The following is an 18,796-nucleotide window of genomic DNA, read 5'->3' on the forward strand; positions in this document are numbered from 1 at the left end:
GAACACTGCTTTGCCGGGCAGCCCGTTAGGAACAGAAGCCATGCCAGATAGTGCCCAGCAACAACTGCTTCACCTCGTCATCGGCGGCGAGCTCGTCGATCTCGAGCACAACATCTTCAAGAATCTCGACGACGTCGAGATCGTCGGCCTCTATCCGAATTATGCCACCGCCCACACCGCCTGGCGGGCGAAGGCGCAGAGCACGGTCGACAACGCGCAGATGCGCTATTTCATCGTCCATCTCCACCGGCTGCTCGACCCGAATCAAGAACCGGCGCGTTGAAAAAACTGCTTCGCAATACGCTGCGAAGCAGCTGGTTTCAGCGTGCCGTCGGGGTTCTGGCGGCCGAATATCTGCGTCTGGTCTGGCGCACCAACAAATTCACGTTCGATCCGCCTGAGGTCTATGACATCGTCGAGCCGCAGATCCCGGCGATCTTCGCCTTCTGGCACGGCCAGCATTTTCTCACCCCCTTCATCAAGAACAAGGACGCCTACCGGGCCAAGGTGCTGATCTCCCGTCACCGTGACGGCGAGTTCAACGCCATCGCGGTGGAGCGGCTCGGCATCGGTCTGATCCGCGGTTCCGGGGATCATGGCGGCGCGTTCCACCGCAAGGGCGGGGTCGGCGCCTTCAAGGAAATGGTGCGAACGCTTCAGGACGGCTGTAATGTCGCGCTGACCGCCGATGTCCCCAAGCGCGCGCGCGTGGCAGGGCTCGGCATCATCATGCTGGCACGGGAATCGGGGCGGCCGATCATGCCTTTCGCGATGGCGACCAGCCGCTTCGTCCGGCTGAAGAACTGGGACCGCACCACCATCAATCTGCCATTCGGGCGGGGCGCGTTGGTCGGCATCAAGGAAATCCACGTTCCACCGGATGCCGACGCCGCCACGATGGAAGCGCTGCGGCTGGAGCTGGAAGAGACGTTGAACGAGGCGACCCGCCGCGCTTACGCGCAACTCGGCCGCCCGGGGCCCCAAGATGCCTAAATCGCTGCCCATTGCGCTGCCGATCACGCTGCGGATGTACCGGCGCCTCGCCTCCGGCCTGGTGCCGCTCGCGCCTGCGCTGATCAAGCGTCGGCTCAAGCAGGGCAAGGAGGATCCCGCGCGCGTCGGCGAGCGGCGGGGCCTGTCCCGGGACGTGCGGCCGCATGGCCCGCTGGTCTGGATCCACGGTGCCAGTGTCGGCGAGGTGCTGGCCGCAGCGGCGCTGATCGAGCGTTTGCGCGACCTCAATTTGCGCATCCTGCTCACCTCGGGGACCGTCACGTCCGCCGCCGTGGTCGCCAAGCGCTTTCCGGCCGACGTCATTCATCAATACGTGCCGTATGACTCCCCCCGCTATGTCGCGCGCTTCCTTGACCATTGGAAGCCGTCGCTGGCGCTGTTCATCGAATCCGATTTGTGGCCGAACCTGATTCTCGGCGGCGCAGCGCGGCGGGTGCCGATGGTGCTGATCAACGGGCGGATGTCGCAGCGCTCCTTCCCGCGCTGGCAGCGCATGCACGGCACCATCTCGGCGCTGCTGTCGCGGTTCGACATTTGCCTGGCGCAGTCGAAGATTGATGCCGAACGCTTCTCCGCGCTCGGCGGCCGCGACGTCGTCACCACCGGTAATCTCAAGCTCGACGTGCCGGCACCACCCGCCGATCCCGCCAAGCTCGAGCGGCTGATGGCGGTGACGCGCGGGCGGCCGATCATCGTCGCGGCCTCGACCCATCCGGGCGAGGACGAGAAGCTGGTCGCGGCGCATCGCAGCCTGGTCGGTTTCTTCCCGCAGCTGCTCACCGTGATCGTGCCGCGGCATCCCGATCGCGGCTCCTCGATATCAGGCTTGATCACGGCCTCGGGCCTGAAGCCGGCGTTGCGTTCGCGCGAGGAGCTGCCGACCGCGACGACGGACGTCTATGTCGCCGACACCATGGGTGAGCTCGGCCTGTTCTATCGGCTCTCGCCCATCGTGTTCATGGGTGGATCGCTGATCCATCATGGCGGGCAGAATCCGATCGAGGCGATCAAGTTGGGTGCTGCGATCGTCCATGGCCCGCACGTCTTCAACTTCGCCGACGTCTATGAGGCGCTCGACGGCAGCGGCGGGGCGCGGCAGGCCGACACCCAGGAGGCGCTGGTCAAGCAACTCGGCCAGTTGCTGGCCGATCCCGTCATGCGCGACAAGATGCAGGGCGCAGGCGCCGGTGTGGTCGCGCAGCTCGGCGGCGCGCTGGAGCGCACCATGACCGCGCTCGAGCCCTATCTGTTGCAATTGCGGATCGAGATGGGGGCCGCCAATGCGTGAGCCGGCCTTCTGGTACCGGCCTCGCTCCCTCACGTCATACGCGTTACAGCCGCTGGGTCTGCTCTACGGCGCGCTCACCGAACGGCGCATGCTGCGCAAAGGCGCGGACGCCGGCATTCCCGTGATCTGTGTCGGCAACTACCATGTCGGAGGCGCCGGCAAGACGCCGACCGTGCTGGCGCTGACCAAGCTGTTGCGCGAGCTCGGCGAGACGCCGGTGGTGCTGAGCCGCGGCTATGGCGGACACCTGAAAGGCCCGGTCATGGTCGATCGCGCACGCCACACCGCGGCCGATGTCGGCGACGAGCCCCTGATGATGGCGCGCGACGTCCCGGTCGCGGTCGCGCGGGACCGTCTCGACGGCGTTGCGCTGGCGAAGTCGCAAGGCGCCACCGTGGTCCTGATGGATGACGGCTTCCAGAACCCGCGCCTGCTCAAGGACGCCTCGCTGATCGTGATCGACAGCGAGCGCGGCCTCGGCAATGGCGAGGTATTTCCCGCCGGTCCGTTGCGCGCGCCGCTGAAGGCCCAGCTCGCGCGCACCGATGCGCTGGTGCTGATCGGCGATGGTCGTGCCGCCAACGAAGTTGCGGCAGAGCTTGCCAAGCGCGACAAGCCGGAGCTGCGCGCGCGGCTGAAACCGGATGCGGCCTCGCTGTCGCAGCTGCTCGGCAAGCGCGTTCTCGCGTTCGCCGGCATCGGCGATCCCGAGCGCTTCTTTCGCAGCCTGCGTGCCGGCGGCATCGACGTCGCGCGCACACGACCCTTTGCCGACCACCACATGTTCTCGCGCGAGGAGATCGCTGCGCTCGTAGCGGATGCCCGGCGCGAGCAGCTCACGCTGGTGACGACGGAAAAGGACCTCGCACGTTTGCACGGCCGCGAAGGCGTGCCCGATGGCATCGTGCCGTTCGCCGTCCAGCTCGAGTTCGATGAGCCGGCTGTGCTCCGGCAATTGATCAGCGATCAACTCTACAAGGCGCGCGAGCGGCGCTTTTCAAGCCGCTAAAAACCCACTGTCGTCCTGGCTTTCGCCAGGGCAACGAGGATATTCAGGCGCCATTCATCGCAAGCTCCTATCGTTTTCAGACGCTGAGGAGAATCCGATGAAATTGCCGTCCGCCGCCGTTGCCGGCAGCCTTGTGTGTCTGATTGTTGCGCCCGTGCTTGCACAGACGACGCCGCCCGCTGCTCCAGGCGCGGCGGTGCCGGTTCCCGCGACCAAGCGGGTGACGTGCCTCAGTTCGACGCAGAATCTGAAAGGGCAGGACAAGCGCGATCAGCTACAGCTTTGCCTGGCGCAGGCGCGGCTCGACTGCCTGAAGCAGGCGATCGATCAGAAGGTCGTCGGCGAGACCAGGAAGAGTTTCATCAAAACGTGTGTGGGCGCGGATGGCGCGGAGCAACAGTAACCGCGCGCTTGCGGCCTCACGTTTGCGGCTTGGGCGCGCCGGGGTAATGCCGCTCGAGCACCGCGCCCGGGGTGGCGTAGGCCTCTTGCAAATCCACGCTCCAGTATTTCAGCTCGTCGAGCGGAATCCGCGTGTCGGTGATGGCACAGCGCACGAAGGTCCCCGGCGAGATCACGCGGAAGTCGCCGTCGAGATACTGCACCTGCGCTTCGCCATGGCCCGAGGGGCCGAACTTGTTCAGCACGGTCGAAAGTCTCCGTGGAAGGCCGCTTCCAGGGAAACCCTGGAGGGCACGATGTGTTGGACGGGATCTAACATAGATAGGGCGGCTTGTCCGCCCGGTAAACCCACCGCTTTGTGATGTTTTGCCGCCGTTTCCGCGTGATAGTGCTTGCGTGAAGGATCGCTGGTTCCGGTACCTCCTACGGCTGAGTCCGATGCGCCTTCGATTGACCGCCCTGTTCCTGACCCTGCTGATCTCGGCCGCGCGCGCCGCGCCCGCGCCGCAGCCGGTCGATATTCCACTGGCGTCCGGCGTCCTCCATGCGCAGCTCTACAAGCCTGAAGGTGCGGGGCCGTTTCCGGCGGTGATCGCGTTGCATGGCTGCGGCGGGCTCAGTGGCCATTCCGATCCCGTTCTGCCGCGCTATCGCGACTGGGCCGAGCGGCTGCTCAAGGCCGGCAATGCCGTGCTGCTGCCCGACAGCTACGGCTCGCGCGAGCTCGGGCCGCAATGCCGCGTCAAGGAGACCCACGTCAAGGCGCGGCGGGAGCGCGTCACCGATGTCGCAGCATCGCGCGCCTGGCTGATGAAGCAGTCCTGGGTGGCGCGCGATCGCGTCAGCCTGATGGGCTGGGCCAATGGCGCGAGCACGCTGCTCTGGGCCGTGCGCCCGCAGAGCGTGGCGCGCGATCCGGGGCCCGATTTTCGCGCTGCGATCGCATTCTATCCGGACTGCCGAATTTCCGCCGGGCTCGGCTGGAGCACGCGGGTGCCGACCCTGGTGCTGATCGGTGCCGATGACGACGTCTCGTCGCCGCCGGCGTGCCGCCAGATGGTCGAGGGCGCGCACGGCCGCAGCGCGCTCGCGCGCATCGTGGTCTATCCCGGCGCCTATCACGATTTCGACCGCGCCAACACGCCGCTGCATGCTGCTGCCGGCAGCAACGATGCCGCCGCGCCCGAGCGCGGCCATCTCGGCACGGATGCAGAGGGACGCGCGCAGTCGCAGAAAGAAGTCGCGGAGTGGCTGGCGCGGTAACCTGGGATGAGCGGGCCCGCCGCGCCGTAGCCTCGGATGAGCGGGCTCGCCGCGCCGTAGCTTCGGATGAGCGGGCTCGCCGCGCCGTAGCTTCGGATGAGCGGGCTCGCCGCACCGTAGCTTCGGATGAGCGGGCTCGCCGCGCCGTAGCTCGATAGAGCGAAGGCGGGGCCGCCCCAGGAACAACAGCGGACAGCCCCGCATCGACCACCGCCCTGCACGGATAATGGCCGACGGTCAATCTACGGATCGTGCGCGGCGGTGGTTTCAGCCCCCGACGGCGCCATGATTCGACCACGATGTCGATTAAACGCATCTTCCATGCGCAACCCCATCGTCCTGTTCTCCTCCGCACTGATCGTCTTCACCGTCGCGATCTTCCTGTTCGAAGCCCATGCCGGCGCGCCGCAACGCGCGCCGGAACATTGCGGCTTCTGGACCACGATCGAGGCGGGATTGTCCTGCCGGTAAGGCGCTGTCTCCACACCGTCATTGCGAGAATGGGATCGCTCGTTCCACACATTCGCTGTCATCGCCCGGCTTGACGGGGGATCCGGTACGCCGAGACGTCAGTGATTCACTGAGGAGCTGCGGCGTACTGGATTCCTCGCTTTCGCGAGGAATGACACTGAGAGTGTTGAGCCGCCCTCGCGTCTAAAACAAACTACCCTGATCCACCGGCTTGCCCACGCGCTTCGGCGCGGGCTTGGCGTCCTGCGCGGCTGGCCTGGCTTGCGACGGCGCGCGCTTTGCCGCAGGCGCAGGCCGATCCGCATCCGCGGTCGCCGCAACACGTCCATCCGCAAACTCGATCTCGAGTCGCGCGTTCGGCCCGACGCTGGCGGCTGCATGCAGCGGATGGCCGGCTTCGTCCCGCACCAGCGCAAAGCCGCGCGCGAGCACGCTGCGATAGGACAGCGCGGAGAGCAGCTTGCCGCTGTTCTCGACGCGGGCATCGAAACGCTGCAGCAACGTCACAAGCGCGCGGCTGGCGCGCTCGCTAAGGCGATGCGTGCGTTCGCGCTGGCGGGCAAGGGCGTTGCGCTGCGCCTGTGCGTTGGAGAGCTTCGAGGCGCGCAAGCGCACCTCCAGCCCGGCAAAGCGGTCGCGCCGCCGACGCAGCAGCGAGCGCGCGGACAGGCCGAGCCGCTCCCCGCACACGGTGAGGCGATGATCGGCCTGCGAGATCTGGCCGTGCAGCACCCGCAATGTCAGCTTGGCGCTCGCCGCGGTAAACCGGCGGAAATGCGCATGGGTGTTGGCCTTGAGGCAGCGGGGCAGGGACGCACCTGCCGAATCCAGCCGTTGCCGCGGGATCGCCAGCAAATCCCCGGCGGCCGGCAGCGCGCGCGCGGCCGCACGCAGCTCGCTGCGACGGCTCTCATGGCCGCGCTGCCAACAGGCGCGGGTGCGGCGCCCGAGATCGGCGACCTCGACAAAGAGATCGCTGCGCACCGGCACCGCCATCTCGGCCGCCGCCGTCGGCGTCGGCGCGCGCTTGTCGGCGACGAAATCGATCAGCGTGATGTCGGTCTCATGTCCGACCGCGGAGATCAGCGGGATCATGCTCTCGGCCGCGGCACGAACCACGATCTCCTCGTTGAACGACCAGAGATCCTCCAGCGAGCCGCCGCCGCGCGCGACGATCAAGACGTCGGGGCGCGGAATCCTGCCGCCCTCCGGCAGCGCACTGAAGCCGCGGATCGCGGCCGCGACCTGCTCGGCCGAGCCTTCGCCCTGCACCTTGACGGGCCATACCAGCACGTGGCGGGGAAAGCGGTCCTCCAGCCGGTGCAGGATGTCGCGGATCACGGCGCCGGTCGGCGAGGTCACGACGCCGATCACCTCGGGCAGCCACGGCAGCAGCTGCTTGCGCGCCTCGTCGAACAGGCCCTCGGCGGCGAGCTTCCTCTTGCGCTCTTCCATCAGCGCCATCAGGGCGCCGATGCCGGCCGGCTCCAGCGCCTCGATCACGATCTGGTATTTCGAGGAGCCCGGATAGGTCGTGAGCTTGCCGGTGGCGATGACCTCCAGCCCCTCCTGCGGCTTGAAGCGCATGCGGCCGTGCACGCCCTTCCAGATCACCGCCTCGATCTTGGCGCTCTCGTCCTTGAGCGCGAAATAGCAATGGCCGGAGGAATGAGCCCCGCGGAAGCCCGAGATCTCGCCGCGGACCCGGACATGGCCATAAGTGTCCTCAACCGTCCGCTTCAGGGACTGCGAGAGCTCGGACACGGTGAATTCGGGGGCGTTGTTCAGTTGTTCGGCAGGCGGCATCGGCAAACGATTCGGCATTTTGGGGTCAGACCCGACGTTAAGGATTTTCGCGGCGCGGCGCCATTCAAAGCGCAATGAAATGATGTTCGGCGGCGGTTCGTGGATCACCTCTCCCCGTCGGGGAGAGGTCGGATTGCCGGGCGCGCAATGCGCGCCCGGCAATCCGGGTGAGGGGGCAAGGCACTCCGTGAAACCAGAACCCCTCACCCGGATCGCATCGCTGCGATCCGACCTCTCCCTTCGGGAGAGGTGATCCGAGCTCGAACCCGCAGAGCTTGCCCACAAGGGTACTCTGTACTATAGAGTTCTCTATCGATGTAGATCCATGGGAGTGTGCGTCATGGCGATCCGGTTGCTGCGCGGCGTGTTGAACGGGCTGAAATGGGCCCTGTGTGCGGTCGGCGCCGTGGCGCTGCTCCTGGCGGCCATGATCGCAACGCCGCTGGAGCGGCCGCCGGAGATGCGATCGGTCTCGGACTCCGCCAAGGGCATCGACTGGTCCACGCTGCCCCCGCTCGAGCGCTTCCAGGCCCGCGACGGCACCTGGATCGGTTTCCGCCACTACGCGGCCAAAGCGTTTTCGAGCGAAGTGGAAGCCGGTTCGCGTGAAGAAAACGCGTCAAAACAAGAATCCGGAGCCCCGTTCCGATCCCCTCGGAACGGGAATGGCTCCGGGAGCCCCGCCACCGGCCGTGGCGCGATCTTCATCCACGGCTCCTCCGGCTCCAGCGGCACCGTCAACCATGCGCTGACCCATGCGATCGCCTCGCGTGGGGTGGAGACCTGGGCGCTCGACGTGCGCGGCCATGGCGGCTCCGGCACGCGCGGCGACATCGGCTATGTCGGTCAGCTCGAAGACGACCTCGTCGACTTCGTCGCTCAAATCCGCAAGACCGCGCCGGAGCTGCCGCTGACCTTGATCGGCCATTCCGCCGGTGCCGGCTTCTCGCTGCGCCTCGCCGCGACCCCTATCATGCAGGACATGTTCGTGCGCACCGTGTTGCTGGCGCCCTATCTCGGCTACGACGCGCCGACCAACAAGCCGCATTCCGGCGGCTGGGCCAATTTCAACCTGCCGCGCTTCCTCGGCCTCGCCGCGTTGCGCAAGCTCGGCATCGATTGCTGCGCGCAGCTTCCGGTGCTCGCTCTCGCCGTGCCGGCGAGTTCGGCAAAGTACCTCGTCGCCACCTATTCAGACCGCCTGACGCGCAATTTCGCGACGCGCGGCTATCGCCTCGATCTTCCGGCGACGACACGGCCGATCACGATCTTCGGCGGCGCCGAGGACGAGATGATGATCTCGGACAAATACGCGGAAGTGGTGCAGGCGGTGAAGCCGTCGGTCGACGTCAAGATCATCGACGGCATCAACCACATGGGCATCGTGACAAATCCGAAGGCGATTTCGATCATCGCCGATGATGTGGCAACGCGCGGGGCAGGGCAGTCATGATGCGATCCGCTGATGGCAAGCCAAGCGCAGATGGGAGCGGTTTCCCCGTGGCGCAGCTGAGCCTCATCCTGAGGAGACCGCGCAGCGGTCGTCTCGAAGGACGAGGCGCTCGCTCAGCTGTTACCGAACTCGCGGCCATCCTTCGAGACGCCCGCCTGCGGCGGGCCCTCAGGATGAGGGCGGAGTTTGCGGCGGTCGCTCCAATGGGGACTGATGCAGCCGAGCGTCATCCTGAGGAGACCGCTGGAAGCGGTCGTCTCGAAGCCTCATCCTGAGGAGACCGCGTAGCGGTCGTCTCGAAGGACGAGGCGCGCGCTCAGGTCTCACCCGAGCGTCATACGAGATAGCCCAGGGACTGAAAGGGACGACATGATCGACAGCAAGGAGGCCTCCGCAGCGCTGGCCGATATCGACGACATCGTCCAGCGCGTGAAGCAATCCCAGCTCTACGAGCTGGCGAGCTATGCTGCCGTCTGGTGGGGCCTATTGGTGTTCGCGGGCAATCTCGTGACCTGGCTCTGGCCGGTCTATGCGGTCTACGCCTGGGTTGCCGTGGATGTTGTCGGCGTCGTCGGTATGGTTGTGCTCCGCCTGCTCAATCCGCCGCGCCACGCCCATGGTCGCGGCTTCGAGGTCAGGCTGCTGCTGCTGTTCGTGCTGTTCTTCGCCTTCGGCTATCTCTGCACCAGCGTGATCGGCCATTTCGGTCCGCGCCAGCTGGGCACGTTTTGGCCGCTCTACTTCATGCTGTTCTATACGCTGGCGGGTCTCTGGTTCGGCTATGCCTTCATGGCGATCGGTGTCGGCATCTCCACGCTGACGCTGATCGGCTTCTTCTATATCGGCGACGCGTTTCCGCTCTGGATGGCCTTCGTCAACGGCGGTGGCCTGATCCTCGGCGGGCTCTGGATGCGGCGGATCTGATGGCCGAGCTCGACGATATCATTCACCAGCCGTTGCGGCTCAAGATCATGGCGGCCCTGAACGCGCTGCCGGGCACCGGCGCATTGGAGTTCTCCCGGCTGAAAAAGCTCACCGGCGCCACCGACGGCAATCTCGGCGCGCATATCGAGACGCTGGCCAAGGCGGGCTACGTTTCGGTGGAAAAAGCCTTCGTCGGCAAGAAGCCGCAGACTACGGTCACCGCGACCGCCGCCGGCCGCGGCGCGTTCGCGCGGCACGTGGCGACGTTGCAGGCGATCATTGCGGGGAAGCAGGGTTGACCCCCCGCCAGCAAATTCAAAGGCTTGTTCGGACCTGGGTTTGTGAAACGACGCAGCGTACACTAGAGCGTCATGCTAGGTTGCATCAGACCTAAGGCTGAATTGCCAACAAGGTTAGATTTAGTGCATACAAAATTACTCGCAATCGGGTGCATATCTCGCCAATGAGGAAGAACTCCGAACCAGACCTGTTGGAAACCGGCATCTATACGATCCCCGAGGTCGCTGAACTTGTGCAAGCGCCGCAGGACGTTGTCCGCGTCTGGGTCGAGGGCCACACCGGAAAGCAAGTGGCCGTGATTGATAATCAACTTGGCCGCGTCGGCGGCAAGGTTGCCGTCAGTTTCACAAATCTGATGGAATTGCGCTTTGTAGCGACCTTCGCAAGTGCCGGGGTCGGCCTGCGCGAAATCCGCAAGATTATGGATGAGGTGAAGGAGACGCTGGAGCACCCGCACCCATTTGCAACGCATACAGTCTTCAAGACGGACGGCAAGAAGGTGGTCGCCGAAATCGCCCGGCGCAATGGAGTGAGCATCTACGATCTCCGGACGAAGAATTTTGAGATGCTGGCGGTCGTGATGAAGTCGTTGAAGGATGACGTTACTTATGATCCTCAAGGCGACGCCGTATGGTGGCGACCACGACCAAAGATCGCTCCCAACGTCATTGTCCACCCGCGATTCTCTTTTGGTCGGCCGATATTGAGAGCCAGCCGTATTCCCACCTCCACCTTGGCCCAATCGGCAAAGGTTGAAGGGAGTGCCGCTTTTGTAGCTGATATCTTTGAAGTACCCGAGCGACAGGTCCGTGAAGCTGTAAGATTTGAGAAAGAATTGCGTAAGGCCGCTTGAAAATTGCTTTTGACGAGAACGTTCCGATTGCAATGGTCAAAGTCTTCCAGACTTTCGCCAACGAGCGCCAATTGAAAAGGAGGATTGGAGCGTTTGAGATAACTAGTGCGACTCAGTATACCCCCAAGCCAAGCGATTCCGACTACCTGAAGAAGAATGATGCGCCTTGGATCAAGAGATTTGCCGAAGCCGGCGGCAGTGTGATTATCTCAGGCGATATGGAAATGAGATATGTGCCGCACGAGAGGCTCGCGCTAGTTCAAGCAGGCATGCTCGTTTTCTTTTTCGACGGAAAATGGAGTCAGTGGGATTTCTTCCGTAAGTGCTCTCTTTTGATCCATCACTGGCCAGACATCGCGAACCGCATCAAGAGAGGGAAAGCACCCGCGTTCTGGCATATTCCGCTTAGCTGGCACGACAAGGCGAAGCTGCGCAAGGTATCGATCGATGATCCCAAGACGCTAAAGTTAGAGCGCAAGGCAAGGCCACAACGCCCTGCTCGTAAATCCACGATCAAGACGGTCAAGGCCTCGCCTCCTGCAGCCGAGCTCACGCTTCTCGATTTGATGGCACTCCCAACCAAAGAAGGGTAAACTGATTACCTCATGACAACTTTCATCATCGATTGCCCGCGCTGCAAAGCCAGAGTAGGAGCCGAGGGCGGAGTTCACGTCGATAGTTCATACTTCGATGATGACGCAGGAGAGCCGTATGGTCACCGGATCTCCGTCGGCAAATGCCCGCATTGTAAAATCATTTTGGTGGGGCGCTCAGAGCAACTCCAATTCATTGGGTGCGAGGGATCCGAATATGACGTATTCGGCGATGTTGTCAGAGTTCACCCAAACCCGCCAAAGGCGTTTACGAGCTACCGTATTCCAAGAACGCTTCGCCAATCCTTGCTCGAAGCTGATCTATCGCTCCAAGTGGGTGCGTACATTGCTGCTTGCATGATGCTTGGACGCGCTCTCGAAGCGCTGTGCCGTGACGTTCTAGAGCCGAAAGACAACAAGGCAGAAAAATCGGCTGGGCATACCCCAAGTCGGAAGAAATACCTGATGCTCGGCGAGGGCGTCCGTCAATTGCATGATCGAAAAATCATCGATGAACGACTTTACGAATGGAGCCAGAGTCTTCACGCGATTCGGAATTTGGTCGCTCATCCAGAGGATATCACCGTTTCGCGCGAGGATGCTGAGGATCTGCAGGTTTTCGTGAATGCGATTACGGAATATGTCTACGACCTCAGTGATCGCCACGAAGAATTTAAGGAGCGCCAGGCTGAAAAGAAGAAACCCCGGAAGTCCATCGCAGAGATGTTCGGCGGCATTTTGCCGGGGCCGCCTGAGCAGGCATAGTAATTGGGACACTGCGGCGCAGCGATCGGTTTTCTGAAAGTGCAGGGCTATTCTATTAGGACTACGGTGACAGTGCACTAAACCATGTCAACTGATGCTTTGCCTTTGGACCTTGGGTGCGCTGTCACCGTAATTTCCAAACTTGCCACCGAGTCGTTGTTGAGCTGACGCTGCGCCACTCAACAGCGCGAGCGTTCATAGAGAGGGTAGAATTTGCTTACGTGACCGCATCAGGGACAGCGAGGCCCAAAACATCGAAAGCAAAATGCTTCAGAATGGTGAGATCGAGGTGCGTCCAATAGGTGCAGTAGCCCGGGTTCGGATTAGGCGTCGCTAAAACATAGGTGCGATCCTGGCATTCAAACAATTTTTGACTCTCCATTATCACTGTTCGATACATGAAGTACTCGTCCAATGTCGCCGCGCGATGGCTCACCACTTCCGGACGGAATGTAAAACAAAGCCTTACTCGCGGGTCGCAGGGCCGGATAAATCGACTGGATGTCTAGCTGGCGTCGCTGATCCGCCGCAGCAATTAGTTGCTTGTTCGTCTTATGTGGTGGAAACCACAGCGTAACCGACATTCCTTCTATTACCAATGCATCTAGCAATGGCTTAAAATCTAAGTCGCCAGTCAGTAGGCTCGCGTGTTGCATGTTGCGCCGGAACGAATGTGTCAGCATGTCGACTGCTATCATAACGTCGACTTTTTTCTGCTCCTGTTTACGAATAGACGGGCTCCTTCGAGTGTCGCCCTCATAGACATGGAAGCGATCAAGCGATCCCAGTTGGTCATGAAATGAAATCGCCGCGTCCCGCCTAATGCTGAAATCCTCGTCGGTTTCGCCGCTGCGTTTCGCGGGGAGAGCGTCATAGTAGAAGACTTTGTCGTAACCGCCCGTCAAGCGATCATAATCTACGCGCAGAAGTTGACCCGGAGCATATCGCTTTCCGATTTCCTCGATGGTCGTTCTGAGACATGCTCCATCGATGAAGAGATACTTTGTCACGGGCTGAACCGCCTTTCGCGGAGAACTTGAAGCGCCTAAACGTCCAAAATTCATAGTATTTGCTCACGAAGAGGTCTGCGCTCGGAAGCAAAGCCCTGCAGGGCCAGGTTTGGCTCCCCCAAGGTTGCTAGTGTTCGTTCGTCGGGGAATGATAACATGCGCCAGAAAAGCGCGTCCCGCAGCGGCGTCCTGCAGAATTTCCCTTTCGTCATTTGCAATACACCGGCACGCCGGTACGTTGGAAATACTACGCTATTTCACCTGTGATTTCCCCATAAGATGGAGAAGGAAAAAGGGTTTGTCGCACCCTGGGAATGGCAGTGAGTTCGGCGTTCAGCCCCCTTGAGCCTCACCCCGATTCATGCGACCTCCGCCCCAGCGAAACCCTCATTTCGAGCCCTCGATGCACATTCTCCTGCTCGGTTCCGGTGGCCGCGAACATGCCTTGGCGTGGAAGATCGCAGCCTCTCCCCTGGTGACCAAATTCTGGTGCGCGCCGGGCAATGCCGGGATCGCGCGCGAAGCGGAATGCGTGGCGCTCGACGTTGCCAACCATGCCGCCGTGATCGACTTCTGCAAAAAGAATGCGGTCGATCTCGCCGTGGTCGGCCCGGAGACGCCGCTGGCGGCCGGTATCGTCGATGACCTCACCGCCGCCGGCATCAAGGCGTTCGGGCCGAACAGGATCCCCGCCCAGCTCGAAAGCTCGAAGGGCTTTACCAAGGCGCTCTGCACCGAGTTCGGCATTCCCACAGGCGCCTATGAGCGATTCACCAATGCTGCCGATGCGCGTGCTTACGTCCAGAGCCAGGGCGCGCCGATTGTGGTCAAGGCCGACGGCCTTGCCGCCGGCAAGGGCGTCGTCGTCGCCAAGACCGTGCGCGAGGCCGAGGACGCCATCGCCATGATGTTCGAGGGCGCCTTCGGCGAGGCCGGCGCTGAAGTCGTGGTCGAGGAGTTTCTGCCGGGCCGCGAGATCAGCTTCTTCGCGCTGTGCGACGGCGAGACCGCCATTCCGCTGGCGTCTGCGCAGGACCACAAGCGCGTGTTCGACCATGACGTCGGCCCGAACACCGGTGGCATGGGCGCCTATTCGCCGACGCCGCTGGTCACGCCTGCGGTCCACGACGCGATCATGGCCAAGATCATTCTGCCGACGGTCGCGGGCATGAAGCAGCGCGGCACGCCGTTTCGCGGCATTCTCTACGCGGGGATCATGCTGACGACGCAGGGCCCAAAGCTGTTCGAGTTCAACGTGCGCTTCGGCGATCCCGAGTGCCAGGTGCTGATGCTGCGCATGATGTCCGACATCGTGCCCGCCTTCCTCGCCGCCTGCGACGGGCAGCTGAAGAATTTCGATCTGCGCTGGCATCCGGACTCCGCGCTCACCGTGGTGATGGCGGCGAACGGCTATCCCGGCGACTACCAGAAGGGCACGCGGATCGAGGGGCTCGATGACGCGGCGAAGGTGGACACCGTCGAGATCTTCCATGCCGGCACCGTTGAGAAGGACGGCGCCATCCTCGCCAATGGCGGCCGCGTGCTCAATGTCTGCGCGCTGGGCAAGACCGTGACGGAGGCGCAGGCGCGCGCCTACCAGGCCGTCGACCGCATTAGCTGGCCGGAGGGCTTCTGCCGCCGCGACATCGGCTGGCAGGCGGTGGAGGCGGAGAAGGCCAAGGGCTGACAAGCCCCTAGATTGACAAGACTTGGGCTGACGAGGCTTGGGTCTGACAAGCCTTGGGCCTGACAAGGCTTGAGCCGTGCTCCCGGACGGCGCGCAAGGCGTGCCCATCCGACATCTCAATGGATTGGTGCCACCGCGCCGCCACATCCACATTCCAGAATATGCAACCAGCCGTTGGGGTTAGCCGCCCCGTCGATAATACCGCTACTGTGCATGGGGTTGTTTTCGACATTTTGTTGTCGGGCCGACCTTTGGACCGACCAAATAAGGATGCAAAAAAGATGTCCGATTTCGCCGACCTCTATCCGGGCTTTGCCTCCGAATGGATCAACACCTCCTTCGGCCGCATCTTCGCCCGCGTCGGCGGCAGCGGGCCGCCGCTGCTCCTGCTGCACGGCTTCTCCGAGACCCATGTGATGTGGCACCAGGTGGCGCCGCAACTGGCCGATAAGTTCACGCTGATCATCGCCGATCTGCCGGGCTATGGCTGGTCCGACATGCCCGAGAGCGACGCGCTGCACATCCCCTACAGCAAGCGCGCGATGGCCAAGGCGATGGTGGAAGTGATGGAGCGCCTCGGCCACGTGCACTTTGCCCTGGCCGGCCACGACCGCGGCGGCCGCGTCTCCTACCGCCTCGCGCTCGACCATCCCGGCCGGCTGTCGAAGCTCGCCGTGCTCGATATCCTGCCGACCTATAATTACTGGGAGCGGATGAACCGCGCCTACGCGCTGAAGATCTATCACTGGACTTTCCTGGCGCAGCCCTATCCGCTGCCGGAGACGCTGATCGCGAGCAACGGCGAGTTCTTCCTGCGCTTCAAGATGGCGAGCCAGACCAAGTTCAGGACGTTAGACGCCATCGACGAGCGCGCGCTCGAACATTACATCGCCCCGTTTCGCGATCCCGCCCGGGTGCATGCGATGTGCGAGGACTACCGCGCCGGCGCCTATTTCGACTACGACCTCGACAAGGCCGATTTCGAAGCCGGCAAGAAGATCACCATTCCGATGCTGGCGCTGTGGGGCAATGCCGGCGTGGCCCAAGCCGCCGCGACGCCGCTCGATATCTGGCGGCAATGGGCGACCAACGTCGTGGGCATGCCGGTGGATTCCGGCCACTTCCTCACCGAGGAGAATCCGGACGTCACCGCAAGGGCGCTGCGCGAGTTCTTCCTCGCGGATTAGCGCCGCTCCCGAAAGAACTCCTTGAGCAGCCGCGCCGCCTCGCTCTCGCCGACGCCGGAATAGACATCCGGCGCGTGATGGCAGGTCGGCGAGGCAAAGAACCGCACGCCTGATTCCACCGCGCCGCCCTTGGGATCGGCCGCGCCGTAATAGAGGCGCCTCACCCTTGCAAACGAGATCGCGCCCGCACACATGGTGCAGGGCTCCAGCGTCACGTAGAGGTCGCAGTCGACAAGACGCTCGCTGCCGATCTTTTTGGCGGCTTCGCGCAGCGCAATGATCTCGGCATGAGCCGTGGGGTCGTAGTCGGTCAGCGTCCGGTTCGCCGCGGTGGCGATGACCTCGAAATTGCGGACCACGATGCATCCGATCGGAACTTCGCCCGCCTTTCCGGCGTTTTCGGCCGTTCTGAGCGCCAAATCCATGAAAGAGGGGGCTTTCAAGCCTCGTATCATCGCCAGAAACCTGCTAGTAGCTGCGCCTTCAGCAGAAGTGCTTACCGATTTCGCCTGAGCATGCGGCTCGAAACGAGCGCGCACAATGCTTTCTGGCCACCCCCTGAGTGAGATTATCAATGCCTCGCGACAGCGACAAAGACAACGATTCCCGCGGCCGGCGAGGCCCTCCCAAGGGACCGCACAAGGGACCGCCCAAGGGCCGGTCCGGCAAGCCGCGTGGCCCTGAGAAGAAATTCGCCAAGCGCGGCCCTGAGGGCAGGAGCGACGCCCGCCCGCCTCGTGGCGACCGCGACAGCCGCCCGCCGCCTCGCGCTGATCGTGGCGATCGTCCGTTCCGCCGCCGCGAAGAGGGCGATGCCCCGCGCCGCGATTTCAGCGAGCGTCCGAAATTCAAGCGCGACGACCGTGGTGGTGAGGGCCGCGGCGAGCGCAGCTTCAAGCCGCGTGGCGACCGTCCCTTCAAGCCGCGTGAAGACCGTCCGTTCTCCGATCGTTCGTCACGCGACGGCGAGAAGCGCCCGTTCAAGCCCCGTGGCGACCGCCCCTTTTCCGATCGCTCCTCGCGTGATGGCGAGAAGCGGCCGTTCAAGCCGCGCGGGGATCGCCCGGCTTTTGGCCGCGACGATCGTCCGCCGCGCAGCCGCGATCGTGACGAGTCCCGCCCCGCCGGCCGGTCGGGCGACAAGAAGTTCGGCGACAAGCGCCCCTATGCGCCGCGCGGCGACCGTCCGGAGCGCAAGTTCGACGGCGAGCGGAAGTTTTCGCGGGGCGGTCCTGATCGCGGGCCGCGTGAGGATCGTGGCGAGCGCAGCTTCAAGCCGCGCGGCGACCGTCCGAATTTCGATCGCGGTGATCGCGCGCCGCGCAGTGATCGGCCGGAGCGCAAGTTCGATGGCGAGCGAAAGTTTTCGCGTGGTGCACCGGATCGTGGGCCGCGCAAAGATTTTGGTGGTCGTGAGCGAGGCGAGGACAAGCCCTGGCAGAAGCGCGACGACCGTCGCGATGGTGGCCGCGGCGAGGACCGTCCGCGCGTTTCGCGGTCACGCGACGACCGTCCGTCGGGTGATCGTCCGTTCCGCGACCGTCCGAAGTTCGATCGTCCGCGCGAGCGCTCCGAGGGTCGCTCCGACTGGCACGAGCATCCCCGCAGCGACGCTCGTTCCGGCGATCGTCCGCGGCGCGAAAACGAGGACGACAGCAGGATCTTCGAGAAACGTCCCGCGTTCGGCGGCCGCGGCGCCTATCGCGAGCGCGATCGCGATTTCGACCGGCGTCCGCGCCGGGAAGAAGAGGCCAAGCCGAAGAAGGCCGGCGAGCGCATCGCCAAGGCGCTGGCGCGTGCGGGGCTTGCCTCGCGCCGCGATGCCGAGGAAATGGTCACGCAGGGCCGCGTCACCGTCAATGGCCGCGTGATCAACTCGCCCGCGCTCGACATCACCAAGAACGACGTCGTCATGGTCGACGGCAAGCCGTTGCCGGAGCGCGAGCGCACGCGGTTGTTCCTCTATCACAAGCCGCGCGGGCTGATGACCACGCATGACGACCCCGAGGGACGTCCGACCGTGTTCGACAATCTGCCGGAAGGCCTGCCGCGGCTGATCAGCGTCGGCCGGCTCGACTTCAACACCGAAGGCCTGTTGCTGCTCACCAATGATGGCGGGCTCGCGCGCACGCTCGAGCTGCCCGATACCGGCTGGCTGCGCCGCTACCGCGTTCGCGCCCATGGCGACGTCACCCAAGCCCAGCTCGACGAGCTCCAGAACGGCATCGAGGTCGAGGGCGTCAAATACGGTCCGATCGAAGCGACGCTCGAGCGCGACCAGGGCGCCAATGTCTGGCTGGTGTTTGCGATCCGCGAAGGCAAGAACCGCGAGGTGCGCAATGTCTGCGCCCATCTCGGGCTCGAGGTGAACCGGCTGATCCGGGTGTCCTACGGTCCGTTCCAGCTCGGAGAGGTCCCCGAAGGCCAGGTCGAGGAGATCAAGTCGCGAGTGCTTCGCGACCAGCTCGGCGACAAGATCATCGAAAAGTCGGGTGCCCAGTTCGACGTGCCGCAGAAATCGCTCTCGCCCGAAGGCGACGACCCGCCGCGCGAAAAGAAGCCTGCCACCAAACGCGGCGTGATCAACGACCGCAAGGGCCGCCGCGTGCTGGTGCAACGCACCGGTAGCGAAGAGGCGCGCGAGCGTAACGAGTCCGAGGCCAGCGGCTACGGCCCGCCGCGCCGTCCCAAGCGCGGCTATCACGGCAAGCGCGATCTGGCGCCGAAGGACGGCGAGTAACGTCGAATGGTTGAAACGACCCTGACGCTCC

Annotated in this window: 20 protein-coding genes; 16 read left to right on the forward strand and 4 right to left on the reverse strand. The window is 63.7% G+C overall.

Annotation, left to right across the window (positions count from 1 at the left end):
- Nucleotides 1-40 precede the first annotated feature (40 nt).
- The 5 genes from IVB28_RS27665 (at nucleotide 41) to IVB28_RS27685 (ending at nucleotide 3,714) form a co-directional block, all read left to right on the forward strand.
- A complete protein-coding gene (locus IVB28_RS27665; protein WP_247530457.1) occupies nucleotides 41-283 on the forward strand; it encodes a DUF4170 domain-containing protein in 243 nt (80 codons plus the stop codon).
- Nucleotides 280-993, forward strand: coding sequence for a lysophospholipid acyltransferase family protein (locus IVB28_RS27670; protein ID WP_247530458.1), 714 nt, complete (start codon nucleotides 280-282; stop codon nucleotides 991-993). The genes IVB28_RS27665 and IVB28_RS27670 overlap by 4 nt, the downstream gene beginning before the upstream one ends.
- Complete coding sequence (locus IVB28_RS27675; RefSeq protein ID WP_247530460.1) at nucleotides 986-2,302, forward strand: 3-deoxy-D-manno-octulosonic acid transferase; 1,317 nt, start codon at nucleotides 986-988, stop codon at nucleotides 2,300-2,302. The genes IVB28_RS27670 and IVB28_RS27675 overlap by 8 nt, the downstream gene beginning before the upstream one ends.
- Complete coding sequence (gene lpxK, locus IVB28_RS27680) at nucleotides 2,295-3,311, forward strand: tetraacyldisaccharide 4'-kinase (protein WP_247530462.1); 1,017 nt, start codon at nucleotides 2,295-2,297, stop codon at nucleotides 3,309-3,311. Before IVB28_RS27675 ends, lpxK begins: the two co-directional genes overlap by 8 nt.
- A gap of 97 nt (nucleotides 3,312-3,408) precedes the next feature.
- Complete coding sequence (locus tag IVB28_RS27685) at nucleotides 3,409-3,714, forward strand: hypothetical protein (RefSeq protein WP_247530464.1); 306 nt, start codon at nucleotides 3,409-3,411, stop codon at nucleotides 3,712-3,714.
- Nucleotides 3,715-3,730: 16 nt separating this feature from the next.
- Here the strand turns inward: IVB28_RS27685 and IVB28_RS27690 are convergent, their stop codons facing one another.
- Nucleotides 3,731-3,958, reverse strand: a complete 228-nt coding sequence (locus IVB28_RS27690; protein WP_247530466.1) for a DUF2093 domain-containing protein — start codon at nucleotides 3,956-3,958, stop codon at nucleotides 3,731-3,733.
- Nucleotides 3,959-4,151: 193 nt separating this feature from the next.
- On the opposite strand from IVB28_RS27690, the gene IVB28_RS27695 reads away from it, so the two are divergent.
- Nucleotides 4,152-4,976: a dienelactone hydrolase family protein gene (locus IVB28_RS27695; RefSeq protein WP_247530468.1), complete on the forward strand. Its 825-nt coding sequence runs from the start codon at nucleotides 4,152-4,154 to the stop codon at nucleotides 4,974-4,976.
- A 321-nt stretch (nucleotides 4,977-5,297) separates the two neighbouring features.
- The gene (locus IVB28_RS27700) at nucleotides 5,298-5,447 is read left to right on the forward strand and encodes a hypothetical protein (RefSeq protein WP_247530470.1); all 150 of its coding nucleotides are present in this window, start codon (nucleotides 5,298-5,300) and stop codon (nucleotides 5,445-5,447) included.
- 183 nt (nucleotides 5,448-5,630) lie between these two features.
- Here the strand turns inward: IVB28_RS27700 and xseA are convergent, their stop codons facing one another.
- The gene (gene xseA, locus IVB28_RS27705) at nucleotides 5,631-7,271 is read right to left on the reverse strand and encodes an exodeoxyribonuclease VII large subunit (protein WP_247530472.1); all 1,641 of its coding nucleotides are present in this window, start codon (nucleotides 7,269-7,271) and stop codon (nucleotides 5,631-5,633) included.
- Between the two features lie 322 nt (nucleotides 7,272-7,593).
- Between xseA and IVB28_RS27710 the strand changes: the two genes are divergently transcribed.
- The 6 genes from IVB28_RS27710 (at nucleotide 7,594) to IVB28_RS27735 (ending at nucleotide 12,141) form a co-directional block, all read left to right on the forward strand.
- Nucleotides 7,594-8,706 carry an alpha/beta fold hydrolase gene (locus IVB28_RS27710; protein WP_247530475.1) on the forward strand — a complete coding sequence of 371 codons (1,113 nt, stop codon included), beginning with the start codon at nucleotides 7,594-7,596 and terminating at the stop codon, nucleotides 8,704-8,706.
- Nucleotides 8,707-9,075: 369 nt separating this feature from the next.
- The gene (locus IVB28_RS27715) at nucleotides 9,076-9,630 is read left to right on the forward strand and encodes a hypothetical protein (protein ID WP_247530477.1); all 555 of its coding nucleotides are present in this window, start codon (nucleotides 9,076-9,078) and stop codon (nucleotides 9,628-9,630) included.
- Nucleotides 9,630-9,929, forward strand: a complete 300-nt coding sequence (locus IVB28_RS27720; protein WP_247530479.1) for a transcriptional regulator — start codon at nucleotides 9,630-9,632, stop codon at nucleotides 9,927-9,929. Before IVB28_RS27715 ends, IVB28_RS27720 begins: the two co-directional genes overlap by 1 nt.
- Before the next feature lie 164 nt (nucleotides 9,930-10,093).
- Nucleotides 10,094-10,783, forward strand: a complete 690-nt coding sequence (locus IVB28_RS27725; protein ID WP_247530481.1) for a hypothetical protein — start codon at nucleotides 10,094-10,096, stop codon at nucleotides 10,781-10,783.
- Entirely contained in the window at nucleotides 10,780-11,376 is a 597-nt protein-coding gene (locus IVB28_RS27730) for a hypothetical protein (protein ID WP_247530483.1), read from the forward strand. Before IVB28_RS27725 ends, IVB28_RS27730 begins: the two co-directional genes overlap by 4 nt.
- A gap of 12 nt (nucleotides 11,377-11,388) precedes the next feature.
- Nucleotides 11,389-12,141: a DUF4145 domain-containing protein gene (locus tag IVB28_RS27735; RefSeq protein ID WP_247530485.1), complete on the forward strand. Its 753-nt coding sequence runs from the start codon at nucleotides 11,389-11,391 to the stop codon at nucleotides 12,139-12,141.
- 359 nt (nucleotides 12,142-12,500) lie between these two features.
- Here the strand turns inward: IVB28_RS27735 and IVB28_RS27740 are convergent, their stop codons facing one another.
- Complete coding sequence (locus tag IVB28_RS27740; protein ID WP_247530487.1) at nucleotides 12,501-13,151, reverse strand: NYN domain-containing protein; 651 nt, start codon at nucleotides 13,149-13,151, stop codon at nucleotides 12,501-12,503.
- A 403-nt stretch (nucleotides 13,152-13,554) separates the two neighbouring features.
- On the opposite strand from IVB28_RS27740, the gene purD reads away from it, so the two are divergent.
- Nucleotides 13,555-14,838, forward strand: a complete 1,284-nt coding sequence (gene purD, locus IVB28_RS27745; protein ID WP_247530489.1) for a phosphoribosylamine--glycine ligase — start codon at nucleotides 13,555-13,557, stop codon at nucleotides 14,836-14,838.
- A 281-nt stretch (nucleotides 14,839-15,119) separates the two neighbouring features.
- Nucleotides 15,120-16,025 (forward strand): alpha/beta hydrolase, encoded by a 906-nt coding sequence (locus tag IVB28_RS27750; RefSeq protein ID WP_247530491.1) that lies wholly within the window; start codon nucleotides 15,120-15,122, stop codon nucleotides 16,023-16,025.
- Here IVB28_RS27750 and IVB28_RS27755 read toward each other — a convergent pair.
- Nucleotides 16,022-16,480: a nucleoside deaminase gene (locus tag IVB28_RS27755; RefSeq protein ID WP_247530493.1), complete on the reverse strand. Its 459-nt coding sequence runs from the start codon at nucleotides 16,478-16,480 to the stop codon at nucleotides 16,022-16,024. The two genes, IVB28_RS27750 and IVB28_RS27755, sit on opposite strands and share 4 nt — an antisense overlap.
- Before the next feature lie 119 nt (nucleotides 16,481-16,599).
- Between IVB28_RS27755 and IVB28_RS27760 the strand changes: the two genes are divergently transcribed.
- Nucleotides 16,600-18,765, forward strand: coding sequence for a pseudouridine synthase (locus IVB28_RS27760; RefSeq protein ID WP_247530494.1), 2,166 nt, complete (start codon nucleotides 16,600-16,602; stop codon nucleotides 18,763-18,765).
- Nucleotides 18,766-18,796 lie beyond the last annotated feature (31 nt).

Source organism: Bradyrhizobium sp. 199, assembly GCF_023073355.1.
GTDB lineage: Bacteria > Pseudomonadota > Alphaproteobacteria > Rhizobiales > Xanthobacteraceae > Bradyrhizobium.

Excerpts from the sequence above, each read along its gene's own strand:
- IVB28_RS27755 (WP_247530493.1), bottom strand. The coding sequence starts at position 16,480 with ATGATACGAGGCTTGAAAGCCCCCTCTTTCATGGATTTGGCGCTCAGA.
- lpxK (WP_247530462.1), top strand. The coding sequence starts at position 2,295 with ATGCGTGAGCCGGCCTTCTGGTACCGGCCTCGCTCCCTCACGTCATAC.
- IVB28_RS27720 (WP_247530479.1), top strand. The coding sequence starts at position 9,630 with ATGGCCGAGCTCGACGATATCATTCACCAGCCGTTGCGGCTCAAGATC.
- IVB28_RS27725 (WP_247530481.1), top strand. The coding sequence starts at position 10,094 with ATGAGGAAGAACTCCGAACCAGACCTGTTGGAAACCGGCATCTATACG.
- IVB28_RS27685 (WP_247530464.1), top strand. The coding sequence starts at position 3,409 with ATGAAATTGCCGTCCGCCGCCGTTGCCGGCAGCCTTGTGTGTCTGATT.
- IVB28_RS27675 (WP_247530460.1), top strand. The coding sequence starts at position 986 with ATGCCTAAATCGCTGCCCATTGCGCTGCCGATCACGCTGCGGATGTAC.
- xseA (WP_247530472.1), bottom strand. The coding sequence starts at position 7,271 with ATGCCGAATCGTTTGCCGATGCCGCCTGCCGAACAACTGAACAACGCC.
- IVB28_RS27665 (WP_247530457.1), top strand. The coding sequence starts at position 41 with ATGCCAGATAGTGCCCAGCAACAACTGCTTCACCTCGTCATCGGCGGC.
- IVB28_RS27750 (WP_247530491.1), top strand. The coding sequence starts at position 15,120 with ATGTCCGATTTCGCCGACCTCTATCCGGGCTTTGCCTCCGAATGGATC.
- IVB28_RS27715 (WP_247530477.1), top strand. The coding sequence starts at position 9,076 with ATGATCGACAGCAAGGAGGCCTCCGCAGCGCTGGCCGATATCGACGAC.
- IVB28_RS27710 (WP_247530475.1), top strand. The coding sequence starts at position 7,594 with ATGGCGATCCGGTTGCTGCGCGGCGTGTTGAACGGGCTGAAATGGGCC.
- IVB28_RS27700 (WP_247530470.1), top strand. The coding sequence starts at position 5,298 with ATGCGCAACCCCATCGTCCTGTTCTCCTCCGCACTGATCGTCTTCACC.
- IVB28_RS27760 (WP_247530494.1), top strand. The coding sequence starts at position 16,600 with ATGCCTCGCGACAGCGACAAAGACAACGATTCCCGCGGCCGGCGAGGC.
- purD (WP_247530489.1), top strand. The coding sequence starts at position 13,555 with ATGCACATTCTCCTGCTCGGTTCCGGTGGCCGCGAACATGCCTTGGCG.
- IVB28_RS27735 (WP_247530485.1), top strand. The coding sequence starts at position 11,389 with ATGACAACTTTCATCATCGATTGCCCGCGCTGCAAAGCCAGAGTAGGA.
- IVB28_RS27695 (WP_247530468.1), top strand. The coding sequence starts at position 4,152 with ATGCGCCTTCGATTGACCGCCCTGTTCCTGACCCTGCTGATCTCGGCC.